Origin of the sequence: Achromobacter sp. JUb104 (assembly GCF_024806975.1) — a bacterium.
In the GTDB taxonomy this organism is placed as follows: domain Bacteria; phylum Pseudomonadota; class Gammaproteobacteria; order Burkholderiales; family Burkholderiaceae_B; genus Achromobacter; species Achromobacter spanius.
The window spans coordinates 1,185,886-1,198,003 of sequence record NZ_JANUEY010000003.1; the positions used below are offsets into that span (position 1 = coordinate 1,185,886).

Sequence of the window (12,118 nt, forward strand, 5' to 3'; positions counted from 1 at the left end):
TCTCCACGTAGTTAGCCGACAGGACCGGGCGGCGCGCCACCCGGCCAACCGTCGCTCAGTTATCCAGATTGATGTTGTTCTTCTTGATGAAGGCGCTCCACCGGTCGTATTCCGATTTCACGTAGGCATCCAGCGCGGGGCCGTCCGAGGCCACGATCTCGAAGCCCGCTTCAGTGATCTTCTTCTTGATTTCCGGGTCCGCCAGCACGGCCTTGAAATCGGCCGTCAGCTTTTTCACCGTGGCCTCGGGCGTGCCTTTCGGTGCGAACATGCCGCTCCACGAATAGGCAACAAAGCCAGGGAAGCCCGATTCTTCCACCGTCGGCACGTTGGGCAGTTCGGGCAAGCGCTTTTCACCCGCCACCGCCAGCGGCTTGATCTTGCCGGCCTGGATCTGGCCGCGCAGCGCCGCGAAACTCAGCCACGTCATATTGGCCTGCCCGCCCACCACCGCCTGGATGGCCGGCCCGCCGCCGCCATACGGCACGTGCAGCAGCTCGACTTTCGACAAGCGCTTGAGCTCTTCGGGCGCCAGGTGATTCAGCGAACCGACCCCGGTCGAGGCGTAGTTGAATTTGTTGGGCGATTCTTTCGCGGCGGCCGCCAGGAACGCTTTCAGGTTATCCCCAGGCACGCTGGGGTTGGCGCCAATGACCAGCGGAAAGCGCACGGTCTGCGAAATGGCGACAAAGTCCTTGAAGGTGTCGTAAGGCAGCTTGGGCTTCACGGCGGGGTTGATGCCGTGGTTGTCAAAGCTGACCAAGAGCGTGCTGCCATCGGGCTCGGCGCGCGCCACGTGCGCGGTGGCGATCTGGCTGGCCGCACCGGGGCGGTTTTCCACGATCACCGTGCGTCCGCCCAGTTGCTGCGACAGACGCGGTTGCAGAATGCGCGCCAGGATGTCGGTGCTGCCGCCCGGCGGGTAGGGCACTACCAGCACCAACGGCCGTTCTTCGGCAGCGGCGGGCGCGGCGACAAAGGCGCCCCCCGCGGCTGCCAGCGTGCATAGGCCCGCCAAAATCCGCTTCATCGTGTGAGTCATTGTTTTTCCCCTGCTGTTGTGGTGTTGGCCGGCGCTACCGTGGCGGGTTCGGCCTGGTCCCGCATGTAAATCGTTGAGAACCCCGTGCGGATCACGTCGGTGATCTGGTCCAGACGGCGTCCGATGTGTGCGCTGATCAGCGCGGACAAGGCGTCCAGATCGCGCTGTTCCAAAGCCTGGACGATACGCAGATGCTCGCCCTGCGTATGGCTGCGTCGGCCCTGCTGCATGTCGATCCAGCGCACGAAATGAATGCGGGCATTCACGCTTTCCAGCGCACGCACAAATTCTTCGTTGCGAGACAGGCGCGCCAGATGCAGGTGAAAGGCTTCGTCCAGTTCCAACAGCCGTGTGGCGTCGCTGTCTTCCGGCACATCGCGAGACCGCTCCACGAACTGGCGCAGTTCGGCCAATTCCTCGTCGCTGGCGCGCTCGCAGGCGGCACGCACGATGCCGGCCTCAAGCACCGCCCGGTACTCGTACAAACTGTGGATCTGCTTGGCGTCCAACAACCGGGCGATGAAGCCGCGGTTCACGGAACGAGTCAGGAAGCCCTCGACCATCAATTGGTTCAGCACTTCGCGCAGCGGCGTCCGGCTGACATTCAAGCGCCGCGCCAGATCCACTTCGTTGATGCGCTCGCCCGGCTTGAAATCAAACCGCACCGCCATCGCCTTGACGGCGCCATACAGCTCCGCCTGCCCGGCAGACGTGCGGGCGGCGGGGCGAATCGCTGAGGGGGGCTGCGTCATGGCTGGTCGATTTGAGTGGGGATGATCAGCGGGTATGAAGTGCATACTAAAGTGCATACACTTTGCGACGCAAGCAGGGTTTGCCCCGATCACGAATGGCCGTGGCCGATGATGACCAACATCGCCATGCCGATACCACGGCCACGGGCCGTTGCCATCGTAGGATGGGTGCAGCGCGAAGGATTTCTAAACAGGAAACCAGTATTGAACGCGCGAAACCCATCAAGTAGCGATTGCGTCATGGCTGATCCGGCCAAGAATTCAATCGTTGCTTGATGGGTTTCGCGCGTTGTTATGTCGGGGTTCTAGCGGCGAGATTCGCGCGCTACACCCATCCTACGTCCTGGGTCTAGGGCGTCGGTGTCCCGGTGTCCAAGGTGTAGTGGGCGCCGTCGCGGTTTTCCAGGGTCAGCGTGGACAGCGTGGGAGCTGACGCTGTCGGGTCAGTGTGCACGTGGATGCGCAGGTTGGCCAAGGGCACGTCCCAACCGCCATCGACAGCTTCAGCCGTGACGTCCGCCACCAACGCCAGGCGCTCGGCCACGGCTCGGGCATCGGCCGCGCGTGCATCAATGCGCATCAGGCTGCGTGCGCCATTGGGATGCGCCATCAGGTCCGGCGACCAGACACACTCGGGTGTCAGATGACGGCAGAAATACATGCGGATGCCGGGCAAAGGCTGCTCGGCAAAGCGCACGGTGTGGAATCGGGCCTGCACTTCCTGACCGTCCAGCATCGCCGGGCGCGTCAGTTCCTGTACCGGATTCACCGCAAACCCGGCCGCCTTCAGGCGTTCGTAGGTAGCGTCGGCGTCATACGTACGGAACACCAGCGCTTCCAACCCAAACGGCGAATCAGCGATTTCCTTGCGGGCCGGCGGGGCGCCCGTGGGCCATCCCAGCAGCTCGACATACGTGCCTTCCAGCACGATCAGGCGATTGCACGACCCAAGGTTATGCACCGCCTTGTCGCTCAGGTGAAACCCCTGGCGCTCGAAATGCGGCGCCAACGCATCCAGCCGGTCGCGCACCATCACGACGGCGTGGTCGAATTCGGTGCGGCCGACAGAATGCAGCATGGCGTTATCCCCTGATCAGACCAGTTTGCCGTGGCACTGCTTGTACTTCTTGCCACTGCCGCACGGGCACGGATCGTTGCGTCCGACCTTGGGCAAGGCATTGCGCACGGGTTGCTCGCCCTCTTCCGATTCCGTCTTGGCCAGCGCTTCGTCGTAATCGGAGTGGTGGTACTGCACGTTTTGCACATGCGGTTGCGCGGCTTCGGCTTCGGCCTGTTCGACTTGCTCCGACGACTGCACACGCACCGTCATCAACACGCGCACCACGTCGTCGCGAATGCGGTCCAGCATGCCCGAGAACAGTTCGAAGGCTTCGCGCTTGTATTCCTGCTTGGGATTCTTCTGCGCATAACCGCGCAAATGGATGCCCTGGCGCAGGTAATCCAGCGACGACAGGTGTTCGCGCCAATGCGTGTCGATCGACTGCAACATGATCGAACGTTCAAACTGCGACCAAGATTCGGCCCCAACCTGGTCAACCTTGGCCTGGTAGGCATCGCGAGCCGCCTTCACCACGCGCTCACGCAGGTCTTCGTCGGTCAGGCTGGTTTCCTTGTCCAACATTTCGGTCAGCGGAAGGTGCAGGTTCCAGTCCGATTCCAGAGCCCTTTGCAGGCCCGGCACGTCCCATTGCTCTTCCACCGATTCCGGCGGCACATAGGTGTTGAACATTTCCACCACGGCAGCGTCGCGCAGGCTATTCACCGTGTCGCCCACGCTTGCGGCTTCCAGCACGTCGTTGCGCTGCGAATACAGCACCTTGCGCTGGTCGTTGGCCACGTCGTCGTATTCCAGCAATTGCTTGCGGATGTCGAAGTTGCGGCCTTCCACCTTGCGTTGCGCGGTTTCGATCGAGCGCGTGACCATGCCCGCCTCGATCGGCTCGCCCTCGGGCAGCTTCAGGCGTTCCATGATGGCGCGCACGCGGTCGCCCGCGAAGATGCGCATCAGCGAATCTTCCAGCGACAGGTAGAAACGGGACGAACCCGGGTCACCCTGACGGCCGGCGCGGCCGCGCAACTGGTTGTCGATACGGCGCGATTCGTGGCGCTCGGTACCGATGATGCGCAGGCCGCCCGCGGCCTTGACCTGCTCGTTCAGCGGCTTCCATTCGGCGCGGATCTTCTCGATGCGCGCGGTCTTTTCAGCTTCCGACAGCGATTCGTCGGCGCGGATCAGATCAACCTGCTTGTCGACGCTGCCACCCAGCACGATGTCGGTACCACGACCGGCCATGTTGGTGGCGATCGTGATGTGACCCGGCTTGCCGGCTTCGGCCACGATCTCGGCTTCGCGGGCGTGCTGCTTGGCGTTCAGCACTTCGTGCGGCAGCTTGGCCTTTTTCAGGAGGCCCGACAGCAGCTCGGAGTTTTCAATGCTGGTCGTACCCACCAACACCGGCTGGCCACGCTCGTGGCAGTCGCGGATGTCTTCGAGGATCGCGTTGTACTTTTCCGGATCGGTCTTGAAGACCTGATCGTTCTGGTCCTTGCGGATCATCGGCTTGTTGGTCGGGATGATGACCGTTTCAAGCCCGTAGATTTCCTGGAACTCGTACGCTTCCGTATCGGCCGTGCCGGTCATGCCGGACAGCTTTTCATACATGCGGAAGTAGTTCTGGAACGTGATGGATGCCAGCGTCTGGTTTTCGTGCTGGATCTTCACGCCTTCCTTGGCTTCGACGGCTTGGTGCAAGCCATCGGACCAACGGCGGCCCACCATCAGGCGGCCCGTGAATTCGTCGACGATCACCACCTCGCCATCCTGGACCACGTATTGCTGGTCGCGGAAGAACAGGTTGTTGGCGCGCAAGGCCACCATCAGGTGGTGCATCAGCGCAATGTGGCGGGGGTCGTACAGCGATTCGCCTTCCGGCAGGATGCCCAGGCGGGCCAAAATGGCCTCGGCATTTTCGTGCCCGGCTTCCGACAGGTAAACCTGCTGGCTCTTTTCGTCGACCCAGTAGTCGCCTTCGGGTTCCGGCTCCTGCGGCTTGGGTTCGCTGGCCATGCGCTTGAGCAGCGGCGGCACCGCGTTCATGCGGATGTAGAGCTCGGTGTGATCTTCGGCCTGGCCGGAAATGATCAGCGGCGTGCGGGCTTCGTCGATCAGGATCGAGTCCACTTCGTCGACGATGGCGTAGAACAGCACGCGCTGGCGGCGGTCCTCAACACGGAATTCCATGTTGTCGCGCAGGTAGTCGAAACCGAATTCGTTATTGGTGCCGTAAGTGATGTCGGCGGCGTAGGCGGCCTTCTTCTCTTCGTTAGGCTGCTGCGGCACCACCACGCCCGTGGTCATGCCCAGGAAGTGGTACAGGCGCCCCATCCATTCCGCGTCGCGGCGGGCCAGATAGTCGTTCACCGTAACAACGTGCACGCCCTTGCCGGCGCAAGCGTTCAGGTAAACGGGCAAGGTCGCCATCAGCGTCTTGCCTTCCCCCGTGCGCATTTCGGCAATCTTGCCGTTGTGCAGCGCGATGCCGCCCAACAACTGAGAGTCGAAGTGCCGCATCCCGAACACGCGCTTGCCCGCTTCGCGCACAACGGCGAAGGCTTCCGGCAGCAGGTCGTCCAGCGACGTGCCCTGCGCGTATCGAGATCGAAATTCGTCAGTCTTGGCCGCCAGCTCCGCATCGGAAAGCGCGGAAATCTTGGGCTCCAGCCCATTGATCTGGGTTACCAGCTTGCGATACTGCTTAAGCAGCCGGTCGTTGCGGCTACCTATGAGTTTTTTGAGCAGAGAAACCATGCGTATGTCGGCCGCACGAGCCACGCCGCGCCTGCAAAAGGCAAGGGCAGCGCTTCCCGTGACTTTGATGTTATTGGTTGAGCGGGGGTCCGCTGGGAAACGAACCAGTTTAACGCACCTGGCGCGTAATAGCCTGGACCTATTGCCAGAGTACTTATGTTGTGCGGTTTGACCGGTCAGCGCACCACAGGTTCAGTCCCTGCGGCTTGCGCCACGGCTGGCGGCGCATTCTGTGGCGTTCCCAGGAACAATCGAGGGTCGAGCGGTTGCCCGGCAAGGCGCACTTCAAAGTGCAGATGGGGTCCGGTCGAACGGCCCGAACTGCCTACGCGGGCCACTTGCTGGCCGCGCTCTACAAGCTCGCCCTGCTTCACCATCAAGGACGAAGCGTGGGCGTAGCGGGTGATCAGGCCATCGCCGTGGTCGATCTCGACCATGTTGCCAAAGCCAGGCAAATACTTGGCTTCGAGCACGACGCCGCCGGAGGCGGCAAGGATCGGCGTGCCGGACGGGGCCGCGAAATCCAGCCCTTCATGCATGGCGGTGCGCCCCGTGACCGGGTTGCGGCGCCAGCCGTAGGACGAACTCAGATACGGGTAATCCGTGATCGGCATGGCGGTCGGCATGCGCGCCTGATCCGCGGACCGCTTGGTCAGGGCAGCATCAAGCAGCTTCAGATTGTCGGACTGCTGCGCCAGGCGCGCCTGGATTTCGTCCAGTTGGCGCCCCAGCGCCTCGGCCGATGCCGCGCTGGGTGGCGGGTGGTCGGTAAACAGGTCGTCCATGACGTGGGTGGCTTCAGGCTGCGTCAGCGCCTCGGGCTGCGCCACGGCCAATTGCTTGGCCAATTCGGGGTCGGTATACGCCACACCCGCCACCTTGGCCACGCGCTGGCCCAGGCCGTCGATGCTGACCAGCTTGGCCTGCAGTGCCCCCACCTTGGCGGCCAGCAGGTTCATGTTTCCCCGCAGGAAATCGGTGTCACGGCCGGGCTGCTGCGCCAACGGCCAACCCACGGCGTGTACGGCGGGCAGGATCGGAGTAAGGTATCGCTGAATGGCGGCGCCAAAGATGGCCGCCGTCATCAGCGCCGCCCCAAGCAACAACGCCAGCCGCGCACCGCCCAGGGTGAAATGCCCGTCCCGCCCGTCACGGGCGTGCATAATCACGATTTTCAAGATTGCTTCCTAATTCTATAGAGCCGGGATGAATAGACCCTCTTCATACCGTCAACGTTCCGGTTCCAGCCGGCGGAAAGAAAATACCGCCCTGGGATGGCTGGGTCATGACATGCGGGGCGCCGGTGTGTTGGCGACTGCCCGCAAGCACTTGCAAATTCAGTATGCGGTGGCGGCGGTTCTGCCCGCCCCGCTAGGTGCTGTCTGCCAGGTCGGCAAGCTGGAAAACCAGTGCCTGCATCTGGTGGTGCCCAGCGCCGCGCATGCAGCCAAGATGCGTCAATTGGCGCCGCGCGTGGCGCGCGCCCTGGCCGATCAAGGCTGGAACCTTAACGAAATTGCCGTCAAGGTACAAGCGGGGTTACCGAAGCCCGGCGCCCGTCAGGCGCGCCCTCCCAAAGAGGCGCAACCCCTGGGCGACAAGGCCCTGGGCGCGTTCGAGACGCTGCACGAAAAACTACGTCCAGGCCCATTGGCCGACGCGGTCGCCAAGCTCTTGAGGCATCACAAGAGTAGCTGAAGCCATCCGGCCCTGTCCGGCGCCACGGGCGCCTGGAAACGAAGCGAAACCAAGTTCTCGGAGGTTTAGATCCGATGGTTTGCAACCGGATGGGGATTTTTTCGCTAACGGATGGAGCCAGCGCCATCCTTAAGCAGGGACCTGATGTGAATACCGGGGACACTCCCCCAGGTTCAGGCCCGATCAGGAACCTGGCGTTATGCCAGCTTCCACTCGTGGCGGAAGGCCTGCGGCGCTTCTGCCTGCGATTCGTAGGTGACCATTTCCCAGGCGTCTTGCTGAGCAAGCAGCGCACGGGCCAATTGGTTGTTCAGGCTGTGACCCGACTTGCACGCCACATAGCGCGCCACCAGCGGTTTGCCCAGTAGATACAGGTCGCCGATGGCGTCCAGGATCTTGTGCTTCACGAATTCGTCGTCGTAGCGCAGCCCGTCACTGTTCAGCACCCGGTATTCGTCCATGACGATGGCGTTGTCCAGGCTGCCGCCACGGGCCAGGCCCATCGAGCGCAGCGCTTCCACTTCATTCACGAACCCGAAGGTGCGCGCGCGGGCAATTTCGCGCACATACGAGTGCGTCGCGAAATCAATCTCGGCGAAATTGGCGGTGGAATCAATGGCGGGGTGGCGGAAGTCAATCGAGAAGGCCAGCGCGTAGCCCTCGTGGGGTTCCAGCCGGGCCCATTTCTCGTTGCGGCCCTCGCCCTCGCGCACTTCCACGGTTTTCTTCACGCGGATGAACTGCTTGGGCGCGTTCTGCTCGACGATGCCCGCCGAGCGCAACAGATAAACAAAGGTTGCCGCACTGCCGTCCATGATGGGGACTTCTTCGGCAGTGAGGTCGATATGCAGGTTGTCGATACCCAGGCCGGCCAATGCCGACATCAGGTGCTCTACCGTGGAAACGCGGACGTTGCCCTGTTGCAGGACCGACGCCATGCGCGTATCGCCCACGCCAGTGGCCTGAGCAGGCAGGTCCACGACTTCAGGCAGGTCCACGCGGTGGAAAACAATGCCCGTATTGGGCTGTGCCGGACGCAGAGTGAGTTCTACCCGCCGTCCGGAGTGGACGCCGACGCCTGTCGTGCGGACTAGATTCTGAATGCTGCGCTGTCGGAACATGGTGCTTGGGTATTAGAGCCAGGAAGCCGGCACGTAGAGTACAGATTGCCGGCGTAACTGACGTATTGTAACGCTGTCCGATCCTTGGCGCCATCAAGCAACCCGGATCGACCGATACTTCCGTCCCTTAAAAGAACCGTGCAAGGGAAACACGGACCGCTCCGCCTCCGGCTCGCCCGCGGGGACAAGCGAGCCGGAGATGAGGGAGTGCGATTAGAGCCTGTGATCGGCTCTTTCGTTCAATCTGCCTGCTTGCGCAAGAACGCCGGGATGTCGAAATGATCCATTCCCGAGCTTTCCAGAGCACGCACTTGAGCCGACGCCTGGCTGCGCGGATTGCGCATGACAGACGGCATGTCCAGATTGCGGTAATCGCCGCCTTGACCGGCCGGCATCGTGCCCATGGGCATGTTGTCGGTACCGGTGCGCAGCACCTCAGCGGTGTTTTGCACCAATTGCGGACGCGACTGCGCACGGCCCAGGCCGGTTGCAACCACGGTCACGCGCAGGTTTTCACCCATGGACTCGTCGTAGGCGGTACCGAAGATCACGGTCGCGTCGTCCGAAGCGTAGCTGCGGATCGTTTCCATGATTTCGCGCGTTTCGCGCATCTTCAGCGTGCGGCTTGCGGTGATGTTGACCAGCACGCCACGCGCGCCGTTCAAGTCCACGCCTTCCAGCAGCGGGCAAGCAATGGCGTGCTCGGCGGCGACACGCGCGCGGTCTGCGCCCGATGCCGATGCCGTGCCCATCATGGCCTGGCCCTGCTCGCCCATGATCGTCTTGACGTCTTCGAAGTCGACGTTGACGTTACCTTCGACGTTGATGATTTCGGCGATACCGGCGCAAGCGTTGTGCAGGATATCGTCGGCCGAACGGAAGCAGTCTTCCTGCGTCGCGTCCTCGTCCATCAATTCATAGAGGTTCTCGTTGAGCACCACGATGAGCGAATGCACGTGCTTGGCCAGTTCGGCAATGCCGTCCTCGGCCATCTTCAGGCGCTTGTTGCCTTCAAACGTGAAAGGCTTGGTGACCACGCCAACGGTCAGGATGCCAAGTTCCTTTGCCACTTCGGCCACGACCGGACCTGCGCCGGTGCCGGTGCCACCGCCCATACCGGCGGTGATGAAGACCATGTGAGCGCCGTTCAGCGCAGCACGGATCTCCTCGCGCGCGGTTTCAGCCGACGCACGTCCTTGCTCGGGCTTGGCGCCCGCACCCAGGCCGGTACGGCCCAGACGAATTTGCACCGGGGCATTGGTTGCCGCCAGTGCTTGCGCATCGGTGTTGGCGCAGATGAAATCCACGCCGTGCACGCCGCTGCGAATCATGTGCGCGACGGCATTGCCGCCCGCACCGCCCACACCAACGACCTTGATTACGGTCCCTTTGGTGTTGTTCTCAAGCATCTCAAAGTTCATCATGATGACTCCCTCACAAGTCCGATTTTGCAAATCACAAAAATTCCCCAACAACCTATATTTTGTGAATCGCCTCAAAGCCGATGCCGACTGCTATGGCCCGCCACGGGTTTGAGACGCCTCCCCGTTCTGGCCCGCTCCGCAATACCGCCGCGATGCGTGCCAAGGAGCAGGCCCCAACCTGCCCCTTCCTCTTTAATTCATGAACCATTCCTTCATGCGCGCAAGCAGGCTCTTGAAATTGCCTGTCTGAGCGGCGACCTTGCGACCGCGCACCCGCTGCATCCGAGCTTCCTGCAACAAACCCATCACCGTCGAGAAGCGCGGGTTGCGCATCACGTCGGCCAAGCTTCCTTCGTATTCAGGTACCGCCACGCGGACCGGCTTCAGGAACACGTCCTCGGCCAGCTCGATCATGCCGGGCAACTGCGCGGAACCGCCGGTCAGCACTACGCCTGACGCCAGCAGATCTTCGTAGCCGGAATCGCGCACCACCTGCTGCACCAGCGTGAACAGTTCTTCGACACGCGGCTCGATCACGGCGCCCAACGCCTGGCGCTTGACCTGGCGCGGACCGCGATCACCCAGGCCCGGCACTTCCACGGATTCGTCCGGGCTGGCCAGCACCTGCTTGGCCACGCCGTAGCGCAGCTTGATTTCTTCGGCGTCCGGCGTCGGCGTGCGCAGCATGGCCGCGATGTCGTTGGTGATCTGGTCGCCGGCAATCGGCAGCACCGCCGTGTGGCGGATCGCGCCGCCCGTGAAGATGGCGACGTCGGTGGTGCCACCGCCGATATCCACCAGCACCACGCCCAGTTCTTTTTCATCGGCCGTCAGCACGGCCAGGCTGGAGGCCAGCGGTTGCAGGATCAGGTCCTGCACTTCCAGGCCGCAGCGGCGCACGCACTTGACGATGTTCTGCGCGGCGCTGACCGCGCCCGTCACGATGTGCACGCGCACTTCCAGGCGCAGGCCGCTCATGCCGATCGGCTCGCGGATGTCTTCCTGGCCGTCGACGATGAACTCCTGCGTCAGCACATGCAGCACTTGCTGGTCGGTCGGGATGTTCACCGCCTTGGCGGTCTCGATGACGCGGGCAACGTCGGTGGCGGTGACTTCTTTGTCTTTCACAGCGACCATGCCGCTGGAATTGAAGCTGCGGATATGGCTGCCGGCAATGCCGGTGTAGACGTCGCGAATCTTGCAATCTGCCATCAGTTCGGCTTCTTCAAGCGCGCGCTGAATGGAATTCACAGTGGTCTCGATATTGACGACCACGCCCTTGCGCATGCCGCGCGATTCGTGCTGGCCCAGGCCGAGCACTTCGAATCGCCCTTCGGGCAAAATTTCAGCCACCACAGCCACCACCTTGCTGGTGCCGATATCGAGGGCGACGATAAGGTCCTTGATGTCACGGGTCATGGCGTTAGCGTTTCTTGGGAGGTTTCGGTGTGGATTTGGATTTGGTTTCCGACGCGGGCAACGGAGCCAGCGCCAGGGCGAAACCATTCGGATAGCGCAGGTCGGCCTGCGTGATGGTGCGCCCTTCCAGGCGCCCCGACACGGTGGGCCACGCCTGCACAAAGCGTTGAATACGTGCCGCGAACGGCAAGGCGCCGGGCAGGCCGTGCGGGTCGGGCGCATCGGCGCCCGGATCGCGGCCCAAGTCCAGCAGCATGCCGTTGGACAGCACCACCCGCCAGGCATAGCGCGGGCTCAGTTCCAACTGTTTGACATGCATGTCCAGCGGCGCGAACCAGCGCGCCAGCTCGGCATAGCGCTGCACCACCAGCGGCTCCGTGCCCTCGGGCCCGGAGAACTGCGGCAGCACGGTTTCGTCGTCCACCTCGCCCGTGTTCGCCGTGAACGCTTCGCCCCAGGTGTTGATCATCTGGTTTTCGTTCCACAGCGCCAGGGGCTGCTGTTCCTCGATCCGCACGCGCAGCACATTGGGCCAGATGCGGCGCACCGTGGCATGGCGTACCCACGGCACCGATTCGAAGATCTCGCGCGCGTCGTCCAGGTCCACCGTGAAGAAGTTGCCCTTGAAGCGGCCCGCGATAGCCGAGCGCACCGCTTGCGGCGACACATAGTGCAATTCGGTGTCCGGCATCGATTCCAGCTCGATGGCCGTCAACGTGAAGAACGGGCGTTGCGCTACCCAGACCACGCCCGCGATGAGCATGGCGCAAACCGCCAGCACGGCTAGCGTGTTGGCGATCAGGTTGGTAGTGCGAGCGTCGTTCCACACGGAT

At 62.7% G+C, this 12,118-nt stretch carries 11 protein-coding genes; 1 reads left to right on the forward strand and 10 read right to left on the reverse strand.

Going from position 1 to position 12,118, the window contains the following annotated elements; translation table 11 throughout:
• Positions 1-55: 55 nt before the first annotated feature.
• The 6 genes from M2361_RS25810 to M2361_RS25835 all read right to left on the reverse strand — a co-directional run bounded on the left by M2361_RS25810 (position 56) and on the right by M2361_RS25835 (position 6,786).
• A complete protein-coding gene (locus M2361_RS25810; RefSeq protein ID WP_391441945.1) occupies positions 56-1,042 on the reverse strand; it encodes a tripartite tricarboxylate transporter substrate binding protein in 987 nt (328 codons plus the stop codon).
• Complete coding sequence (locus M2361_RS25815; RefSeq protein ID WP_259252611.1) at positions 1,039-1,794, reverse strand: GntR family transcriptional regulator; 756 nt, start codon at positions 1,792-1,794, stop codon at positions 1,039-1,041. Before M2361_RS25815 ends, M2361_RS25810 begins: the two co-directional genes overlap by 4 nt.
• 89 nt (positions 1,795-1,883) lie before the next feature.
• Positions 1,884-2,036 carry a hypothetical protein gene (locus M2361_RS25820; protein WP_259252612.1) on the reverse strand — a complete coding sequence of 51 codons (153 nt, stop codon included), beginning with the start codon at positions 2,034-2,036 and terminating at the stop codon, positions 1,884-1,886.
• A 107-nt stretch (positions 2,037-2,143) separates the two neighbouring features.
• Positions 2,144-2,872: a VOC family protein gene (locus tag M2361_RS25825; protein ID WP_259252613.1), complete on the reverse strand. Its 729-nt coding sequence runs from the start codon at positions 2,870-2,872 to the stop codon at positions 2,144-2,146.
• A 15-nt stretch (positions 2,873-2,887) separates the two neighbouring features.
• The gene (gene secA, locus M2361_RS25830) at positions 2,888-5,623 is read right to left on the reverse strand and encodes a preprotein translocase subunit SecA (protein ID WP_259252614.1); all 2,736 of its coding nucleotides are present in this window, start codon (positions 5,621-5,623) and stop codon (positions 2,888-2,890) included.
• Positions 5,624-5,799: 176 nt separating this feature from the next.
• Complete coding sequence (locus M2361_RS25835; protein ID WP_259252677.1) at positions 5,800-6,786, reverse strand: M23 family metallopeptidase; 987 nt, start codon at positions 6,784-6,786, stop codon at positions 5,800-5,802.
• A 127-nt stretch (positions 6,787-6,913) separates the two neighbouring features.
• Between M2361_RS25835 and M2361_RS25840 the strand changes: the two genes are divergently transcribed.
• Complete coding sequence (locus tag M2361_RS25840) at positions 6,914-7,321, forward strand: flagellar hook-length control protein FliK (protein WP_259252615.1); 408 nt, start codon at positions 6,914-6,916, stop codon at positions 7,319-7,321.
• Positions 7,322-7,518: 197 nt separating this feature from the next.
• Here M2361_RS25840 and lpxC read toward each other — a convergent pair whose 3' ends face one another.
• The 4 genes from lpxC to M2361_RS25860 all read right to left on the reverse strand — a co-directional run bounded on the left by lpxC (position 7,519) and on the right by M2361_RS25860 (position 12,114).
• Positions 7,519-8,442, reverse strand: coding sequence for a UDP-3-O-acyl-N-acetylglucosamine deacetylase (gene lpxC, locus M2361_RS25845; protein ID WP_259252616.1), 924 nt, complete (start codon positions 8,440-8,442; stop codon positions 7,519-7,521).
• A gap of 239 nt (positions 8,443-8,681) precedes the next feature.
• Positions 8,682-9,866 (reverse strand): cell division protein FtsZ, encoded by a 1,185-nt coding sequence (ftsZ, locus tag M2361_RS25850; RefSeq protein ID WP_050449963.1) that lies wholly within the window; start codon positions 9,864-9,866, stop codon positions 8,682-8,684.
• Between the two features lie 192 nt (positions 9,867-10,058).
• Positions 10,059-11,285: a cell division protein FtsA gene (gene ftsA / locus M2361_RS25855; protein ID WP_006217473.1), complete on the reverse strand. Its 1,227-nt coding sequence runs from the start codon at positions 11,283-11,285 to the stop codon at positions 10,059-10,061.
• A 4-nt stretch (positions 11,286-11,289) separates the two neighbouring features.
• The gene (locus M2361_RS25860; RefSeq protein WP_259252617.1) at positions 11,290-12,114 is read right to left on the reverse strand and encodes a cell division protein FtsQ/DivIB; all 825 of its coding nucleotides are present in this window, start codon (positions 12,112-12,114) and stop codon (positions 11,290-11,292) included.
• Positions 12,115-12,118: the final 4 nt, after the last annotated feature.

Excerpts from the sequence above, each read along its gene's own strand:
- M2361_RS25825 (WP_259252613.1), bottom strand. The coding sequence starts at position 2,872 with ATGCTGCATTCTGTCGGCCGCACCGAATTCGACCACGCCGTCGTGATG.
- M2361_RS25815 (WP_259252611.1), bottom strand. The coding sequence starts at position 1,794 with ATGACGCAGCCCCCCTCAGCGATTCGCCCCGCCGCCCGCACGTCTGCC.
- lpxC (WP_259252616.1), bottom strand. The coding sequence starts at position 8,442 with ATGTTCCGACAGCGCAGCATTCAGAATCTAGTCCGCACGACAGGCGTC.
- M2361_RS25820 (WP_259252612.1), bottom strand. The coding sequence starts at position 2,036 with ATGACGCAATCGCTACTTGATGGGTTTCGCGCGTTCAATACTGGTTTC.
- ftsA (WP_006217473.1), bottom strand. The coding sequence starts at position 11,285 with ATGACCCGTGACATCAAGGACCTTATCGTCGCCCTCGATATCGGCACC.
- M2361_RS25835 (WP_259252677.1), bottom strand. The coding sequence starts at position 6,786 with ATGCACGCCCGTGACGGGCGGGACGGGCATTTCACCCTGGGCGGTGCG.
- M2361_RS25810 (WP_391441945.1), bottom strand. The coding sequence starts at position 1,042 with ATGACTCACACGATGAAGCGGATTTTGGCGGGCCTATGCACGCTGGCA.
- secA (WP_259252614.1), bottom strand. The coding sequence starts at position 5,623 with ATGGTTTCTCTGCTCAAAAAACTCATAGGTAGCCGCAACGACCGGCTG.
- M2361_RS25840 (WP_259252615.1), top strand. The coding sequence starts at position 6,914 with ATGCGGGGCGCCGGTGTGTTGGCGACTGCCCGCAAGCACTTGCAAATT.
- ftsZ (WP_050449963.1), bottom strand. The coding sequence starts at position 9,866 with ATGATGAACTTTGAGATGCTTGAGAACAACACCAAAGGGACCGTAATC.